18 protein-coding genes are annotated in these 14,715 nt (G+C 64.6%); 5 read left to right on the forward strand and 13 right to left on the reverse strand.

Features of this window, described 5'->3' with window-relative positions; translation table 11 throughout:
* Positions 1-64: 64 nt before the first annotated feature.
* Complete coding sequence (locus KJJ24_RS00780) at positions 65-601, forward strand: ferritin (protein WP_214340123.1); 537 nt, start codon at positions 65-67, stop codon at positions 599-601.
* Positions 602-608: 7 nt separating this feature from the next.
* Here the strand turns inward: KJJ24_RS00780 and KJJ24_RS00785 are convergent, their stop codons facing one another.
* Together KJJ24_RS00785 and KJJ24_RS00790 are read right to left on the reverse strand one after the other, a co-directional pair.
* The gene (locus KJJ24_RS00785) at positions 609-770 is read right to left on the reverse strand and encodes a hypothetical protein (RefSeq protein ID WP_214343796.1); all 162 of its coding nucleotides are present in this window, start codon (positions 768-770) and stop codon (positions 609-611) included.
* A 78-nt stretch (positions 771-848) separates the two neighbouring features.
* Positions 849-1,796 carry a metal ABC transporter substrate-binding protein gene (locus KJJ24_RS00790; RefSeq protein ID WP_214340125.1) on the reverse strand — a complete coding sequence of 316 codons (948 nt, stop codon included), beginning with the start codon at positions 1,794-1,796 and terminating at the stop codon, positions 849-851.
* A gap of 166 nt (positions 1,797-1,962) precedes the next feature.
* Between KJJ24_RS00790 and KJJ24_RS00795 the strand changes: the two genes are divergently transcribed.
* Entirely contained in the window at positions 1,963-2,655 is a 693-nt protein-coding gene (locus tag KJJ24_RS00795) for a metal ABC transporter ATP-binding protein (protein ID WP_214340127.1), read from the forward strand.
* Here KJJ24_RS00795 and KJJ24_RS00800 read toward each other — a convergent pair.
* Positions 2,652-3,053, reverse strand: a complete 402-nt coding sequence (locus KJJ24_RS00800; RefSeq protein ID WP_214340130.1) for a Fur family transcriptional regulator — start codon at positions 3,051-3,053, stop codon at positions 2,652-2,654. The genes KJJ24_RS00795 and KJJ24_RS00800 overlap by 4 nt on opposite strands.
* A 32-nt stretch (positions 3,054-3,085) precedes the next feature.
* On the opposite strand from KJJ24_RS00800, the gene KJJ24_RS00805 reads away from it, so the two are divergent.
* Positions 3,086-3,877 (forward strand): metal ABC transporter permease, encoded by a 792-nt coding sequence (locus KJJ24_RS00805; RefSeq protein WP_214340132.1) that lies wholly within the window; start codon positions 3,086-3,088, stop codon positions 3,875-3,877.
* Here KJJ24_RS00805 and KJJ24_RS00810 read toward each other — a convergent pair.
* The 6 genes from KJJ24_RS00810 to KJJ24_RS00835 form a co-directional block, all read right to left on the reverse strand.
* Positions 3,863-5,176 (reverse strand): hypothetical protein, encoded by a 1,314-nt coding sequence (locus KJJ24_RS00810; protein ID WP_214340134.1) that lies wholly within the window; start codon positions 5,174-5,176, stop codon positions 3,863-3,865. The two genes, KJJ24_RS00805 and KJJ24_RS00810, sit on opposite strands and share 15 nt — an antisense overlap.
* Entirely contained in the window at positions 5,173-5,844 is a 672-nt protein-coding gene (locus KJJ24_RS00815; RefSeq protein ID WP_214340135.1) for a TIGR03943 family protein, read from the reverse strand. Before KJJ24_RS00815 ends, KJJ24_RS00810 begins: the two co-directional genes overlap by 4 nt.
* Entirely contained in the window at positions 5,820-6,776 is a 957-nt protein-coding gene (locus KJJ24_RS00820) for a permease (protein ID WP_214340142.1), read from the reverse strand. Before KJJ24_RS00820 ends, KJJ24_RS00815 begins: the two co-directional genes overlap by 25 nt.
* A gap of 41 nt (positions 6,777-6,817) precedes the next feature.
* Entirely contained in the window at positions 6,818-7,270 is a 453-nt protein-coding gene (locus KJJ24_RS00825; protein ID WP_214340144.1) for a M23 family metallopeptidase, read from the reverse strand.
* 127 nt (positions 7,271-7,397) lie between these two features.
* Positions 7,398-7,796 carry a hypothetical protein gene (locus KJJ24_RS00830; protein WP_214340146.1) on the reverse strand — a complete coding sequence of 133 codons (399 nt, stop codon included), beginning with the start codon at positions 7,794-7,796 and terminating at the stop codon, positions 7,398-7,400.
* A 9-nt stretch (positions 7,797-7,805) separates the two neighbouring features.
* Positions 7,806-8,060 carry a DUF3721 domain-containing protein gene (locus KJJ24_RS00835; protein ID WP_214340148.1) on the reverse strand — a complete coding sequence of 85 codons (255 nt, stop codon included), beginning with the start codon at positions 8,058-8,060 and terminating at the stop codon, positions 7,806-7,808.
* Positions 8,061-8,201: 141 nt separating this feature from the next.
* Between KJJ24_RS00835 and KJJ24_RS00840 the strand changes: the two genes are divergently transcribed.
* Positions 8,202-8,621 (forward strand): MerR family transcriptional regulator, encoded by a 420-nt coding sequence (locus KJJ24_RS00840; RefSeq protein ID WP_214340150.1) that lies wholly within the window; start codon positions 8,202-8,204, stop codon positions 8,619-8,621.
* Here the strand turns inward: KJJ24_RS00840 and KJJ24_RS00845 are convergent.
* Complete coding sequence (locus KJJ24_RS00845; protein WP_214340151.1) at positions 8,586-9,059, reverse strand: 6-carboxytetrahydropterin synthase; 474 nt, start codon at positions 9,057-9,059, stop codon at positions 8,586-8,588. The two genes, KJJ24_RS00840 and KJJ24_RS00845, sit on opposite strands and share 36 nt — an antisense overlap.
* Before the next feature lie 49 nt (positions 9,060-9,108).
* Here KJJ24_RS00845 and hisIE point away from each other — a divergent pair, with 49 nt between their 5' ends.
* The gene (hisIE, locus tag KJJ24_RS00850; RefSeq protein ID WP_214340152.1) at positions 9,109-9,804 is read left to right on the forward strand and encodes a bifunctional phosphoribosyl-AMP cyclohydrolase/phosphoribosyl-ATP diphosphatase HisIE; all 696 of its coding nucleotides are present in this window, start codon (positions 9,109-9,111) and stop codon (positions 9,802-9,804) included.
* 6 nt (positions 9,805-9,810) lie between these two features.
* Here the strand turns inward: hisIE and KJJ24_RS00855 are convergent, their stop codons facing one another.
* From KJJ24_RS00855 to KJJ24_RS00865, 3 genes are read right to left on the reverse strand one after another with little or no spacing between them, the layout of a single operon-like run.
* Positions 9,811-10,929: an efflux RND transporter periplasmic adaptor subunit gene (locus KJJ24_RS00855; protein ID WP_250544826.1), complete on the reverse strand. Its 1,119-nt coding sequence runs from the start codon at positions 10,927-10,929 to the stop codon at positions 9,811-9,813.
* Positions 10,922-14,077, reverse strand: a complete 3,156-nt coding sequence (locus KJJ24_RS00860; protein ID WP_214340154.1) for an efflux RND transporter permease subunit — start codon at positions 14,075-14,077, stop codon at positions 10,922-10,924. The genes KJJ24_RS00855 and KJJ24_RS00860 overlap by 8 nt, the downstream gene beginning before the upstream one ends.
* Positions 14,074-14,544, reverse strand: a complete 471-nt coding sequence (locus KJJ24_RS00865) for a matrixin family metalloprotease (protein WP_250544827.1) — start codon at positions 14,542-14,544, stop codon at positions 14,074-14,076. The genes KJJ24_RS00860 and KJJ24_RS00865 overlap by 4 nt, the downstream gene beginning before the upstream one ends.
* Positions 14,545-14,715 lie beyond the last annotated feature (171 nt).

Genomic DNA, 14,715 nt, shown 5'->3' on the forward strand with positions numbered 1-14,715 from the left:
CCTGTCTCGCAGCGGCAGATCGCTGCTGTTCTGCTGTACAACATTTCAACACTGCTCCGACAGGATGAAAGAGCTCACCCGCGCGATCAACAACCATCTGTCGGCCGAATTCCAGGCCAGTCATACTTACCTGGCGATGTCGATCTGGTTGCGCGAAAAAGATCTGGTGGGCTTCTCCTCCTACATGCTCAACAAGAGCAATGAGGAGCGTGGCCACGCCTCGCGTTTGATTGCCTATTTGGTAGATAGCGATCAGCAGGTGGAATTGCCCACTATCGAGGCCCCCGAGCGCGATTGGCCTTCTGTGCAGACCTTGTTCGATGTGGTCTACGACCTAGAAAAAGGAGTAACAGCCTCAATTCACCATCTCTATACGTTGGCGGAGGGGCTGGGCGAACGCAGTGCCACCGCCATGCTCGATTGGTTCGTCTCTGAACAATTGCAGGAAGAGGCTGAGGCGCGTTTCGTGTGTAAGCGCCTCAGGTTGGCTGGTGAGAACAGTGCAGCGCTGTTGTTGCTTGATCAGCAGTTTCTTGAAGGCACCGCTCTGGCCCACGTGAAAGGCGGCATGGGCGGTGCTGGGGCGCGTGACGTCGGTTGAACTCGGCTCAGTCGCGGCCGCAGCGGCATTGGCCGCCTTTCCAGTGGGAGCACTTCTTTTGCTTGCAACCCTTCTTTTTGGCATGCTCGCCGCTCGGCCGCTTCATGGGGGCTTCGTCGCTGTGGCGGCCGATCTCCTGAGCCATTTTGCTGTTGAGAATCAATCGCATCCTATGGGTTTTTGGGGGCGCCCAGGCTCCTCTGGTGCGGCGATGACGCCCTGATGTGACTTTTGTCACAGGTGCGGTTCAGCGGATTGCATCCCAGCTCTGCACCAGCGCTTCAGCGCCCTGGCGATTGCACGTTCCACCCAGGGCATCCACGATCAAGCAGGTGTTGCTGGTGAGGGTGGTCATCAGGTGGTCGCCAGTGGTGTCAGCCATCAGCGGCTGCGGTGCCAGGCGCACGCCGCTGAGGCTGCTGATGCGCTGCAGCGATTTGCTGGGCGGGCTTTGTTCTGCAAACAGGCTGAGCACCCTGCGTTGCTCGAGCGTGCTTACCGCTGAGGCGAGGGCCTGGGGGCGAATAGATGCGCTGGTGCTGGTGGCATCGATCACTGCTAGCTCTTCCAGGTCGTAGGCCCGGGTGAGGCTGGCAAAGGCGCGATGGCTGCTGGCCAGGATCCGGGGTGAGGGGATGGTGGCGAACTGTTGCTGGTTCCAGCTGTGCAGAGCCTTCAAGCTGGTTTGCATCGCGGCAGAGCGGGCCTGGATCTTCGCCGCTGCTGCTGGATTCAGCGCTTGCAGTCGCTGGCTCACCAGGTCCGTCATCGCTGCGGCCTGGCGAGGGTCGTGCCACACGTGCGGATCCTGATCGCCATGGCCATGGCCATGCCCGTGGTCGTGGTGGTCCGAAGCCTGTTGGGTCTGCAGCGCGGGGCTGTCTGGCACGGCGATTTCTGCCACCTTCACAGCCCCGGGCAGTTGCGCCAGTGCGGGGGTGAGTCCGTAGCCATTGATCAGCACCAGCTGCGCCTCGCGGATCTGGCGGGTTTGCTCGGGCGTGAGCTGGAGCTGGTGGGGGTCGTCCTTTGGTCCCAGTAGGCACTGCACGCGCAGGTCTGCCCCTGCGAGGCGGCGGGTGATGTCGCACAGGGCCCCATCGGCAGCGATCACCTCAGGCTTAGGGGCTCGGCTGCAGGCCTGGCTGATCAGTAGCGCTAGGGCCGCCATCGATACCGCGAACACCCGGCGCATGAGGAGCAATTGGGGTATTTAATGATAACCGTTCTCATCCATGGGCCTGTGCAGCTGTTTCTGGCTGGGGTCTGATGGGGGGTGGTCGGCCTTCGCGCGGTGCTGGTGCAGGTGGGCGATTGAGGTGTGCCCGATCACTAACGTGAGTTCAGTGATGCCGTGATCGGTGCTCAGCGTTCAGCAGCTGTGTGTGCGCCGCGGCCCCGAGCTGGTGCTCGATCACCTCAGCTTTGCCTTGCAACCCGGCAGCCTTACGGCTCTGGTGGGTCCTAACGGAGCCGGCAAGAGCACGTTGCTGCAGACCCTCGAGGGCAATCTCACCCTGGAAAGTGGTGCCATTGCCTGGGAAGGAGTGCCCCTCAGCCGGCCTCTGGCACGGCAGATGCTGGCGCTGATGCCCCAGCGAGGGGAGATTGCCTGGAGTTTCCCGATCACCGTGGGTGAGCTGGTGGCGCTGGGGCGTTTGGCGGGCCAGAGGCCGGGTTGCTGCGATGTGGAGGCGGCACTGCAGCGGGTAGGGCTTGCCGGTTTGGCCGGGCGGCGCCTTGATCAGCTCTCAGGTGGCCAGCAGCAGCGGGCACTCCTCGCCCGCACCCTGGTGCAACCAGCTCGTTTGCTGTTGCTAGATGAACCGTGTGCGGCCATTGATCCGCCTTCCCGTACGGAATTGCTGCGTGTGATGCGCCAGCTCAGTGATGCTGGGCTCACCCTGCTGGTGAGCAGCCATGACTGGGGCCGTGATCTCGATGCCTACGACCGGGTGCTGGTGCTGGATCGTCAGATGCTGGCCGATGGCACGCCGCAACAGGTGCGCCAGGCACTCGGGGATCTACGCGTGGGGAACCACTGCTGCGGCTAGACGCTCTGGCGCTGCTGGCAGTGGCTGCACAATCCGAAGAATTCCAAGGTGTGAAACAGCAATTGGAAGCCATCGGCCTGATCCCCGTGAAGTTTCACGTTATGCATCGGGCAGTGTTCCAGCACCAGAGTGGCGCCGCAGTCCACACAGGTGAGATGGTGCTCATCGCGCTCCATGGGTGCAAACAGGGCTTCTCCGCTCGGTAGGTGGCGACAGCGGATTAAGCCGCGTTGCTGCAGCTGACGCAGGTGGCGGTACACCGTGGCCAGCCCCATGGGCTGTGGCCCCTGGCGCAGCAGGGCGTGCAGGTCTTGGCCGGAGAGTTCTCGATCTGCTCGCTTCAGTTGTTCGAGCAGGAGCTGCTGGCGATCACTCGAAGCGGCAACCTGGGGGGGCATGGCCGAACCAGCGGGGCAGATGCCCTGATCCTATGGAGCGTGTGTGGTGGCTGCTGCCCTTGCTTGTGGCCTTGGTGGTGGGAGGCCTCTGCCCGCTGGCGGGCACTCTGTTGCTGGTGCAGCGCCGGTTGTTTCTGGTGAATCTGGTGTCGCACGCCGTGCTGCCCGGGTTGGCCATAGCCCTGGCGCTGCGGATTGATCCCGGGGTGGGTGGAGTGATCAGCGGCTTGGCGGGTGCCTTGCTGGCTGAGCGCTTTAGCGGCGGATCACGGCCGGGACAGCCTGGCGATGAAGCCGTGCTCAATACGGTTCTGGCTGGATTTCTGGGCCTTGGGGTGTTGCTGATCCCGTTGCTGGGGATCCGTGTTGACCTGGAGGCTGTGCTGTTCGGCGACCTTCTGGCGGCGGCGCCGGTGGATCTGTGGCGCAGCCTGATGGCCTTGGCGGCGATGGTGCTGTTGTTGGGTTTCCGCTATCGCCATTACGTGTATTTGGGGGTGGATCCGCTCGGTGCGGCCAGCGCCGGTCTGCCTGTGCAGAGGCTGCGGTTGCTGCTCACGTTCGTGACGGCGTTCACCGTGGTGAGTGCGATGACGGCTGTGGGGGTTGTGCTGGTGATCGGTTTGATGGGAGCACCAGCCCTGTTGGCCCTGCCCGGTGCCAGCAGCCTGCGTCAAGCCCTGTGGCGTTCGGCCGGGCTCGGCACGCTGCTGAGTGGTGGTGGTTTTCTGCTGGCGATTCAACCCTGGGTGAACCTGCCACCCGGGCCCTTGATCGGCGTGCTCTGCCTTCTATTGCTGCCCCTCCAGCTAGCCAGGCGGTAGCCAGAGGGCCCGGCGCACCGCTTTGGCCAGGGGTTCCAGCTGCAGTGTGGCCACCGGGATCAGCACCGGTTGGGCCTCCTGTTTCCCAGGTTTCCGCAGGGTGAGCAAGAGCTGCTGTCTGGTTGGGTCGTAGGCCATGGGGGCACCTGGCTCCACTTGCCAGTCAGCCAGATCTTTTTGGCGCACGATCTGCCCCTTGCGGTTGATTTCCAGCAGCCGGTTGCGCTGAGCATCACGCCAGTGGCTGAGCAGCAGCCATACCCGTTCCCCACCGCGATCGCAGGCGGTGCTCAGCACGGCATCGCCGCCCAGCCACAACTGGCGTGGCGGCTGCCCAGGCTCGACCAGCTCCAATGAACGGCGGAAATCGGGCCAATGCCGCACCAGCAGTGCTCTCCCGCTCACAGGGCAGAAACTGCTCAGGTCACGGCTACCCGGCAGCAGCTGGCGGCGTTCGGGCCTGCCAGGCAGATTGCGCAGGCTCAAACCCTCCAGCTCAGGAACCACCAGCGCTCCCCCTTCCGGTAGCAGCTGCATGGGACCGGAGGCCTCCAGCTCCAGTTGCTGGCGGTTGCCCTGGCGCGGCCAGAAGCTGGTGATCGAGCGCCCCAGGGTTCGGGCGCTCCACTGCACCAATAGGTCGCCCCGTTGGTTGCTGCTCAGGTGGGCAAAGATCAGGGGCTCCGGCAGCAACGCCTGCAGCGAACCGGCCTGCACCTCCGCGCTGCCCGGTTCGCCCTCACGCTGTAGGGCGCTCTGCTTCAGCGGCAGCAGCCAGAGTTGTTCGCTGGTGTTGTTGCGGCTGGCCATGGCAATGCCCGACCCATCCCCCAGCGGCGTCACCGCTGTGATCCGATCGACTGTCGGGGTGAGTGGCCGCCAGGTGCCGTTGCGCTGCATCAGCTGTAGTTGCTCACCGTTGCCGCTCGGCACCACGGCCAGTAGCCGTGGCCTTGGGTCCCAGCTCCAGCGCTGCGGCTGCATGGCAAGGCCCCGCCGATCTGCTCCGCGAATCAGCATCGCGATCGCGCCGTTGATCGGTTGATTGGCTGCCAGCAACAAGCGCAGGGGATTGTCGTCGCCCAACCATTGGTGAGGCAGGGGAGGTTGTAGGCGGCTGTGCTTCGCCAGGCTGGCGCGATTCATCGGCCGGCTGAAGCGCAGCGAGAGAGCTGCTGGGCCTGAGCTGGCGGTGCTCGATTGCAGCTCCAGCAGCCGCGGCGGGCGGCGCAGCAGCCATTGCTGTTGCATCAGCGCCAGCAGCGCTCCACCAGCCAACAGCAGGGCTGCGGTGTTCATGGCTCGAGCGGCCTCGCGGGGCGAGGGATCGGGCGGATGCGGGCTGGTAACACCACGTTGCGCTGCTGTCCGGCCACGCTGTCCACCCCCATGGCTCCCTCAATGGCAAGCCATTGATCGGGTTTTGGTGTGAAGCCAGGCGGCCACCGCACCGACAGCCCGATCGGCGTGGCATCGGCCAGGCAGCACCGCACCAACAATCTCCCCAGCTGGGGCGGGCCATTCGGTTGCGTGAGTACGAATCCGCTGATGCGCACCGGGTCGCCCTGATAAAGCTGTGGGTCGGGCTGGCTGCGCAGCAGCCGCACCCAGTCGGTGAGGCTGCGCTGGCCAGGGGGCAGCAGGAAATCCAGTTCCACGTCGCTACCCAGATCGCTGTTGCGGTTAGAGGCCAGATCGCTGAAGGAGGGATTCGGTGGTAAGGCCAGCACCGCGATCGCCAGCAGACTGCTCAACGCCCAACTGCGATTCCAGCGCCGCTCGCGGCGGCGCTGCCATGCCTGCTGCAGGGCGATGGCCAGCAGCACCACGCCGCTAAGCCCCACCAGCGGATGAAACACCCCGCGCAGCAAGAGGTCGAGCCGGCCCGAGAGGGTGCTCACCAGCAGCACCGCACCCCAGAGGGCCAGGGCGAGTGGCCGGATCAAAGCAGCCAGAGATTGACCCATTGCCCGATCAACAGCACCACCACACAGGCGCCCGCCGCCGTGAGCGCAATCGCCCGGGGCTGCAGCACCACGCCAAACAACCCCAGCAGTTTCAGATCCACCACCGGGCCCAGCACCAGAAAGGCCAGCAGCGCGCCGGGGGTGATCTGAGATGCAAAGCCCAGGGCGAGAAAAGCATCCACGCTGGAGCACACAGACACCACCACGGCCATCAGCATCAGGCTGAGCACCGAGAGCGTGGGGCCGCCCCCCACAGCCAGCAGCCAGGTGCGGGGTAGAAGGGTTTGTACCACCGCAGCCAGGGCACTGCCCAGCACCAGCAGCCCTGCCAGATCTAAAAATTCCCGGCTGCTGTGGTCCAGCACCGTGGCCAGGCTTGGCTTCTCCGGTTTGGGCGGCGTCGTCGCTGCTGTCGCCGCTCCCACGAGGCCGGTACGGCGCTCGAGCAGCCCCACTTCAGCCAGGGGCTGGCTTAGGCGGCGCTCCTCTAGCAGGGCAGGCTCCAGTAGCTGCCCCTCGGGCCATTGCTGCAAGAGGGCTGAAAGAGCAAGTGCCAGCAGCAGGGCAGCAAGCGGGCGAGCGGCCAGCAGCCAAGGCTGATGCGGAAAGGCGGCCCAGGTGCTGGCCAGCACGATCGGATTGAGCACAGGGGCTGCAAACAAAAAGCCCAGGGCTGAGCCCAGTGGTGCGCCGCTGGCTAGCAGCCGCCTTGCCACAGGCACATTGCCGCACTCGCAGGCAGGCAGCGCAAAACCCAGGGCGGCTCCGGTGAGCGGTGCCAGCAGGGGTTGGCTGGGTAAACGCTGCAACCAGCCCCCACCCGGTGCGATCCAGCGGGCCATGCCTGCGATCAGCACCCCGATCAACAAAAAAGGGAGCGCCTCCAGTAGCAAGCCCTGAAAGATGGCCCAGATGGTGGCCAGCCTGCTCAATGCGGATCAGCCACAGCGGATGGCTTGCAATCAGAAGCCCATCATGGCTTCGTGCTCAGGGCTTCTGGCGAGCCGCCGATGGCCAAGGGGGCCGAGGGTTGGTCGATTGGCGTGGTGGTTGGTGTGTCTTCCTCGATCAGTGAGCTCAGGAGCTCAGGCCGGTTGGATTCGAAGTGGAGGTGAGGCCCGCTGCTCCAGATGCCGGTGTTGCCGCAGGTGCCGATTTGATCGCCCCGTTTGTACGTGCCGGCGGGCATGGCGGTGTGGAGGTGGCTGTAGCTGGTCTCTAAGCCGTCGTCGCCCCGTAGTTCAAAGGTGGTGCCATGGGTGCGGCTGTTGCGTACGAAGCCCCGGCCGTCGTGGGCTGCGCGCACCGGGGTGCCAGTGATGCAGGCGATGTCGATGGCGGGATGGCCCTCTCTCACTCCCTGGGTGATCACCCCGGGCATGGGGTGGAGCAGCTGCAGGGCAGGAAGAAGCAGGGCAATGGGCAACAGGCTTACGCGGGATGAACAACCGCGACGCAAATCTGAAGCAGATCTTAAATTGCGACGTGCTGGTCCCGTCTGTTGTCTACGCGACTGGTTGCCGCCTTCTGGTTGTGGCGTTAGGGGCGCGCCTTCAGTGGGGCTTGTGGTCGGTTGGATGCTCGGCGCAGGGCATCCACAAGGAGCCCATGGCGTGCACGCCCTCGCAACCGAGTTCCCGTGCTTTGTCGAGAGCTACCTGTTTGCTGGGGTAGGCCATCAACTGTTCCTGGGCGGCTCTGCTGCTGTGGTGTTGATGCGCGCTGCCCGGGCTGAGCGACCAGATGCCCATGGCATTGAAGCCGGCCACCACGACGCCCATGCCCACGACGCAGGCGTTGACGACGCCCATGCCTACAACTCCAAGGCTGAGCACCCCCATGGGTACAACCCCGATGCTCACCACTCCCATGGGCACAACCCCAATGGAGATGATCCCTAGTGGGGCGATCCCGAAGGCAACCAGTTTGGGTGGTTCACCGCAGCTGCTCATCGTGTTGGCTCAGTGATGGTTGTTGGCTGAAGGGCTGGTCTGGCTGTGTTGGGCGCAGGGCATCCATTGGTTGCCCATCGGATGGGCGCCGGTGCAGTTGAAGTGCTTTTTGGCTGCCTCTTCTGCTTCTGCCTGGGTGGCGTACAGCGCGGGGACGCCACCGGTGTTGGCATGAACCGCGGCGCCCTGTAGCTGGAGGCCTGTCGCCAGGCCGATCGCGCTCAGTAGCTGGGGCAGCTTGCGGGTTGTCTGAGCTTGGGGCATGGCCTAGCCGAAGCGGGCAGAGGCGCAAGGTAGTGCAAGTCTCTGGCTGGGTGGACTTAGTGGAGGGTTGATGTCGTCAGATCGGCATACGGGCTTGCTCCTTAGGGTTGCAGCAGATTCCTGTATCTGGAGGGTTGTTGCATGGAGGTTCCGGCTCTGCGGATCGGGCAGGTTGCCCAGGCCAGTGGCTTGCCCGTGAAGACCGTGCGCTTCTACAGCGATGAAGGGCTGATTCATGCCGCTGGCCGCTCTCAAGGTGGCTATCGCCTCTTCGATCCCGAGGTGGTAGCTGAGTTGAGCCTGATTCGTGCGCTTCGCACCATGGATGTGCCGCTGCCTGAGCTCAAGCGCATCCTCGATGTTCGCCGGGAAGGTCAGTGCAACTGCAGCGCTCTGAAAAGCAGCATCCAGACCCGCATTCAATCGATCGATCAGCGCCTGACGGAGTTGGTTGCGATGAAAGCTGAGCTGGTGCAGTTGTTGCGTTCCTGGCAGGAGTGCGGCGGTCTGAAGCCCAACGAAGGCTCAGCCCAGGTCCGCTCGCTCAAACCACTCCGGTAGAGCCTCAAAGCAGGCGGCATTCTTCTCATTTTCGCGGGCTTCTACCTTCCAGCAGCAGCTGCGCCCGTTGTCGCGCTCCTCGAGAAGCTCGTTCGCCCAGGTCCACACCAGCTGCGCACTCGCTTCCATTCCCACGTTGTCCATCACCCGTAGATCAAGGGCGCCCTGCGCATGCAGCGACTGCCACTGAGCGAGCAGCGGGTCGTCGGCATTGACCAGAAACGTGTGGTCAAATTGCTGCGTGAGCTGCGTTTGCAGGCTGCTCAGGCTTGAGAAATCCACCACGAAGCCGTGCTGATCGAGCTGCGTGGCCCGGAACCAGCAGGTGAAACTACGGCTGTAGCCGTGCACGAAGCGGCAATGGCCTGGATGGCGCCACTGCCGGTGGCAGCAGGGGAAGCCGCTGAACGTCTTCGTGCAGGTGAAGGCGGCGCTCATTCCCGGGGCCTGACGGTGGTGATTCGGTGTTGCGGGAGGATCAGACCAGATGGTTGGCCACTCCTTGCAGGCATCATTTCAGCTCCCTGATCCGGCCCTGATCGACTCCCTTCGATTTAATGAGGCCGGCTTGATTCCTGCTGTGGCTCAGGACTGGCTGGACGGAGCGGTGTTGATGGTGGCCTGGATGAACCGCGAGGCGATCGAGCACACCCTGGCCACCGGGGAGGTGCATTACTGGAGCCGCTCTCGCCAGGAGCTCTGGCACAAAGGCGCCACCAGCGGCCACACGCAAACCCTGCGGGATCTCCGCTACGACTGTGATGCCGACGTGCTCCTGCTCACGATCGAGCAGAGCGGTGATGTGGCTTGCCACACCGGTGCGCGCAGCTGTTTCTTTGACAACGGACCGGCAGCCACGGCCGGTGGCAGCGCGGCAGCTCCGCCACCGGCGGATGTGTGCACCGAGCTGATGCGGGTGATCGAGGGCCGCCGTGATCGGCCTGAACCTGGCAGTTACACCAACAAGCTGCTGGAGGGGGGCGACAACCGCATCCTCAAGAAGATCGGCGAGGAGAGCGCCGAATTTGTGATGGCCTGCAAAGACAACAACGCCGCTGAGATCGCTGGAGAAGCGGCCGACATCCTGTTTCATCTGCAGGTGGCCCTGGCACATCACGGCGTCAGCTGGCGAGAGGTGCAGCAGGTGCTCGCCCAGAGGCGCGGAGCCCCAAGGCGCGAGTGAGTGGCCTCAGGGCTTGAGCTGCACTGGGCTGCCATGCCGCAGGCCCATGCTGCCGCTGAGGATCACCCGGTTGTTGCTGCTCAGGCCGCTCAGCACCGGGTAGAGCTCCCCCTGCAGAGGGCCGAGGTTCACTGGTTTCTGTAGGGCTAGCAGGGTTCCCTTGGGTAGGCGGCGTAGGGAGGCGAGATCCGCTTTGCCTGGATCACGCTCGAGGTCGCTGAGGGTGCCCACCACAAACACAAAGCTTTGACCGAAGCTGCGGGTCACCGCTGAAAACGGCACCGCCAGCTGCCGGTCTGCACCCAGGATCACGCGGGTGCGGAGCCGCTGGCCGTTGCGCAGCAGGCCTCGGGGGTTCTCGATCGTGGCCTTGGCTAAAAGGGTCTGGCTGGTGTTGTTCACACCGGGGTCGATCAGGTTGATGCGCCCTTCGGCCAGAGGGCGTGGGTTGATGCCATCGAGCAGTTGCACCCGCTGGCCCCGCGCCACAGCATTGGCCTGGTTGGCAGGCACATCGATACGGGCCTGCAGCTGGTTGTTGCGGATGATGCGACTGAAGGGCGTGCCGGCTTGCACCACATCCCCCGCCTTGATGGTGACATCCGCCATTACCCCACTGATCGGGGCGCGTACATCCTTGTAAGCCAGGTCGGCCTGTTTCGAGCGCAGAGCTTCTTGGGAGCCGATGGCCTTGGCGCGCACTTCATCGCGCTGCAGCGCCGTGGCCGCTCCCTGGCTTACCAGCCCCTTGAAGCGCTGATAGGAAATGGCATCGGTTTCGGCCGCGGCCTTGAGGGCCGCCACATCAGCCAGCAGCTGGGTTTGATCAAGCACCACCAGCAGCTGCCCAGCACTGACGGGCTCGCCTCCCTGCACCAACACCCGCTGCACGCGGCCGCCCGCCTGGGACGCCAGTTCGATCTCCGTGGTGGCCTCCAACGTGCTGACAGTGTCGAGGCTGCGCACAAAGGCTTCCTGGCGTGGCTGCTCCGCCAGCACACGCATTGGTGGGCGGGCAGCACGGGGCCTGTTGCAGCCGCTGAGCCCCAGTGCTGCAGCGGCAACGGTGGCAGCGATCACCAGCTTCAGGCTGCTCTGCATCACCATGACCTTCGGTTCAGCCATGCTGGCCTCCATGCACCTGCCGATGGGGCCGTGCAAGCTCCCAGCCCTTGATCAGCCTGTACACCCCCGGCACCACAAATAGGCTTAAGCCCGTGGCCACCAGCAGCCCCGAGAACACCACGGTGCCGATGCTGATGCGGCTGCTGGCGCTCGAGCCCGTGGCCAGCAGCAGTGGCAGGAAGCCAGCCAGCGAAGAGATTGCCGTGAGCAGGATCGGCCGTAGCCGGCTTGTGGCCGCGTCTCGGATCGCCGCATCCAGCTCCAGGCCTTCCCGCAGGCGCTGATTGGCGAATTCCACGATCAAGATGCCGTTTTTGGCGGCCAGGGCCACCAGCACCAGCAGCCCCATCTGCCCATAGACATCAAGGGGGAGCCCGCGCACGATCAGGCCACCGACAGCTCCTAGTAGGGCCAGGGGCACGGTGATCAGGATGATCAGCGGGTCGAGCAGGTTTTCGTAAAGAGCTCCCAGCAGCAGACCCATCACCACCACCGCCAGCACGAAGGCGCGAATGCTGCCGCCGCCGGCCTCACGCTCTTCACGGGCCAGGCCTGCCCACTCCAGCTCCACGTTGGTATTGCCCTGCTGGCGCTGGATTTGTTCAAGAGCGGCCATGGCCTGACCGGTACTCACCCCTGATGCGGGTACGGCTCGGATCGAAATCGAGCGCACCAAGCGGGTGTGGTTGATGGCACTGGGTCCGGTGGACGGCACCACCTGCACCAGTTGGCCGATGGGAATGAGTTGTCCGTTGCGGTTGCGCACCTGGAGGGCGAGCACGTCATTCGCATCCCGGCGCCCCTCGCCCTCCAGCTGCACGATCACCCGCCGCACCTGGTCGCCTTCGAAGCTGTCGTTCACGTAGGTGCTGCCGAAGCTGGCCTGCAAGGTGGCGACCAGCTCATCGAGCTCCACCCCCAGGGAAGCCAGCTGCAGCCGATCGGGCTCCAGGCGCAGCACGGGGGAATCTGCATTGAAGCGAGTGGAGACACGGCTGAACCGCCCGCTGGCATTGGCCGACTGGATGAAGGTCTGCGCCTGCTGGGCGAATTGCTGAATGCTGAGCTGACCATTGCTGGTGTCCAGCAGCTCCACCTCGAGCCCACCTTCGCTGCTGAACCCGCGCACGGTGGGGGCTTCGCTCAGCATCACCACCGCCCCTTGCACGCGCTGCATCAGTTGGCGGTTGAGTCGCTCAGCCACCGCCGAGGTGGAGCTGTTGCCCTCACCCCGATTGCCGATCCCGTGCAGCCTCACAAAAAAGATTCCTTTATTAGGGCTGCTGTCTCCGAAGGAGCGGCCGGCGTAGAAGTTTGCGCTTCGCAGGGCCGGTTCCTGCGCCAGGGTGCTGCGAACTTCTTCCATCACCGCCTGGGTGCGTTGGAGGGATGAGCCGTCTGGCAGCACCACCACGCCCCGCAGCTGACCGTTGTCCTCTTGGGGAATGAAGGCGCTGGGGCGCAGGCTTAACCCAGCAGCGGTGAGCACCAGGCCTAAGGCCAGGGCGATCAACACGCGACCGCGGTGATGAAGGCTCCGGTCAAGCCAGCGGCCGTAGGGCTGCTCCATCGATTCCAGCCAGCGGCGTGGCGGATCGATCCAGCGCAGCAGCCAGGCAGGCTCCTTCTGCTCTGCGTGCAGGATGCGGCTGGCCGCCACCGGCGTGAAACTGATGGCGTTAAGCGTTGACACCACAATTGCGGCCCCGATGCTGATGGCGATCGGGGCATAGAGCCGGCCCACGCTGCCCTCCATGCCCAGCACCGGCAGAAACACCACAAGCAGCACCAGTGAGGTGGCCACCACGGCTCCACCCAGCTCGGCCATGGCCTCCCGGGCCGCTGCTCGTGGTGAGGCGCCCCGCTCAAGGCGCCGTCCGATGTCTTCGCTCACCACGATGGCGTCGTCCACCACCAGGCCTGAGGCCAGCACCATGCCGAACAGGCTGAGGGTGTTGATTGAGGTGCCGCTGAGGTTGATCAACGTGATCGAGCCCAGCAGCGATACCGGCACGGCCAGGGCGCTGATCAAGGCCAGGCGGCTATTGCCCAGGCCCAGCAGTAGGGCCAGAAACACCAGCAGCACTGCATCGCGCAGGCTGCCAGCCGCCTCGCCGATGCTCTGGCGCACCGTGTCGGCTTCGTTGACGATCAGCTGCAGCTCCACCCCTGGTGGAAAGCGGGGCTCCAGGTCAGCCAAGGCCCGCTCCACCGCCTCGCTCACCGTGAGCGCATTGCTGCCATCACGCTGGAACACCCCCAGGGCCACTGTGGGATCGCCTTTGAGGTTCCTGGCGACGCTGCCGTAGTTCTCGCTTCCCAGGGACACCCGGCCGATATCGCTCAGCAGCACCACGCCGCCGTCGGGCCCTTTGCCCACCACCAGCTGCTTCAGCTCCTCGGGGCTGCGCAGCCTCCCTTCCATTTGGAGGGGCAGGGTGGTGGCCTGACCGGTTGGAACCGGGGCATCTCCCACCTGGCCGAGGGCTGCCAGCACGTTCTGGCCTTCAAGGGCACGGCGAACGTCGTTGATCGTGAGCTCACGCTCCAGCAGGGCTGCCGGATTCAGCCAGAGGCGGAAGGCCAGGGGGCTGCCGCCGAACAACGTCACATTGCCTACGCCATCCACCCGCTGTAGGCGCTCCTTCACCACCTGATTCACCCAGCCGCTGAGAAAGAGCTCGCTGTAGCGGCCGTTCTCGGCGCTGAAGCTCAGCACCATCAAGAGATCGTCGGAGCTGCGACGCACCTGCACCCCGAGCCGTGCCACCTGAGCCGGCAGCTGGCGCAGCACCTGGCTCACCTCGTTCTGAGCATTCACCTGATTGAGCTCAGGGGCGCCGCCGCGGAAGCTGAGGTTGATGCTGCTGCCGTTGGCGGTGCTGGTGGAGCGGATGCTGTCGAGCCGCTCGAGGCCATTGAGCTGGCGCTCCAGCAGAGCGGTGACGCCCTGCTCCACCACTTCCGGGCTACCACCGGGGTAGGTGCTGCTCACGCTCACCCGCCCCGGTGCGATGGCCGGCAGGTTTTCCACCTGCAGCGACAGCAGGCTCAGGCCCCCCATTAGGAGCAGCAGGGCAGTGAGCACCAGGCTCAACACCGGCCGGCGCAGGAACAGATCGGAGATGGTGCGCTTGGGCTGGCTCATGGCCTTGCCGGCTGGGTCAGCCCCGGTTGCTGCTGCAGCCATTGAAGGGTGCGCAGGTCACGATCCGTGAGTTGAAGAATGGGTTTGCCTCCCGGGATTGCTGCCATCACATCGCCGGCCTGGTCGCTGTGTCCCCAAAGGCCAAAGGCATGGCCGAGTTCATGCAGAGCTGTGGCCTGAATCGCTGGCTGGGCCTGGCCCGGGCTGATCATCACGGTCACCTTTGGCTCCAGTTGCCAGCGTCCCTGGCGCTGCACCTCCAATAACTGCAGCTCAGCCCGGCCATGGCTGGCGCGGTTGTTGCGCAGGGGAGGGCGTCTGCGTTCCAACAGCACTTGGGCTTGCTCTGGTTGGTCCACCAACGTGATGGCTAGGTGCTGCTGCCAGGTGTTGAGGGCATCGATTACGGCCTGATGCCAGCGCTGCTCCCAGATTCCCGTGGGCCCGCTCGTGTAAGTGGGCTCCACCCACACGCACCAGTGCTGCTGGATCGGCCAGCCCGCCGGGGTGGCTTTTAGGCGGTGGCGGTAGTCGGCTGGATCAGACGCTGCTCGTACGGCGGCGATGGGTGGAGTGGGGTCTGGGGATGTCCATGGCCGGATATCCGTGGATCTCCCGCATGGGACAGCTAATGGTGG

Source organism: Synechococcus sp. LA31 (genome assembly GCF_018502385.1).
In the GTDB taxonomy this organism is placed as follows: domain Bacteria; phylum Cyanobacteriota; class Cyanobacteriia; order PCC-6307; family Cyanobiaceae; genus Vulcanococcus.

Excerpts from the sequence above, each read along its gene's own strand:
- KJJ24_RS00780 (WP_214340123.1), top strand. The coding sequence starts at position 65 with ATGAAAGAGCTCACCCGCGCGATCAACAACCATCTGTCGGCCGAATTC.
- KJJ24_RS00785 (WP_214343796.1), bottom strand. The coding sequence starts at position 770 with ATGCGATTGATTCTCAACAGCAAAATGGCTCAGGAGATCGGCCGCCAC.
- KJJ24_RS00790 (WP_214340125.1), bottom strand. The coding sequence starts at position 1,796 with ATGCGCCGGGTGTTCGCGGTATCGATGGCGGCCCTAGCGCTACTGATC.
- KJJ24_RS00800 (WP_214340130.1), bottom strand. The coding sequence starts at position 3,053 with ATGCCCCCCCAGGTTGCCGCTTCGAGTGATCGCCAGCAGCTCCTGCTC.
- KJJ24_RS00805 (WP_214340132.1), top strand. The coding sequence starts at position 3,086 with ATGGAGCGTGTGTGGTGGCTGCTGCCCTTGCTTGTGGCCTTGGTGGTG.
- KJJ24_RS00810 (WP_214340134.1), bottom strand. The coding sequence starts at position 5,176 with ATGAACACCGCAGCCCTGCTGTTGGCTGGTGGAGCGCTGCTGGCGCTG.
- KJJ24_RS00815 (WP_214340135.1), bottom strand. The coding sequence starts at position 5,844 with ATGGGTCAATCTCTGGCTGCTTTGATCCGGCCACTCGCCCTGGCCCTC.
- KJJ24_RS00830 (WP_214340146.1), bottom strand. The coding sequence starts at position 7,796 with ATGAGCAGCTGCGGTGAACCACCCAAACTGGTTGCCTTCGGGATCGCC.
- KJJ24_RS00835 (WP_214340148.1), bottom strand. The coding sequence starts at position 8,060 with ATGCCCCAAGCTCAGACAACCCGCAAGCTGCCCCAGCTACTGAGCGCG.
- KJJ24_RS00840 (WP_214340150.1), top strand. The coding sequence starts at position 8,202 with ATGGAGGTTCCGGCTCTGCGGATCGGGCAGGTTGCCCAGGCCAGTGGC.
- KJJ24_RS00845 (WP_214340151.1), bottom strand. The coding sequence starts at position 9,059 with ATGAGCGCCGCCTTCACCTGCACGAAGACGTTCAGCGGCTTCCCCTGC.
- hisIE (WP_214340152.1), top strand. The coding sequence starts at position 9,109 with ATGGTTGGCCACTCCTTGCAGGCATCATTTCAGCTCCCTGATCCGGCC.
- KJJ24_RS00855 (WP_250544826.1), bottom strand. The coding sequence starts at position 10,929 with ATGGCTGAACCGAAGGTCATGGTGATGCAGAGCAGCCTGAAGCTGGTG.
- KJJ24_RS00860 (WP_214340154.1), bottom strand. The coding sequence starts at position 14,077 with ATGAGCCAGCCCAAGCGCACCATCTCCGATCTGTTCCTGCGCCGGCCG.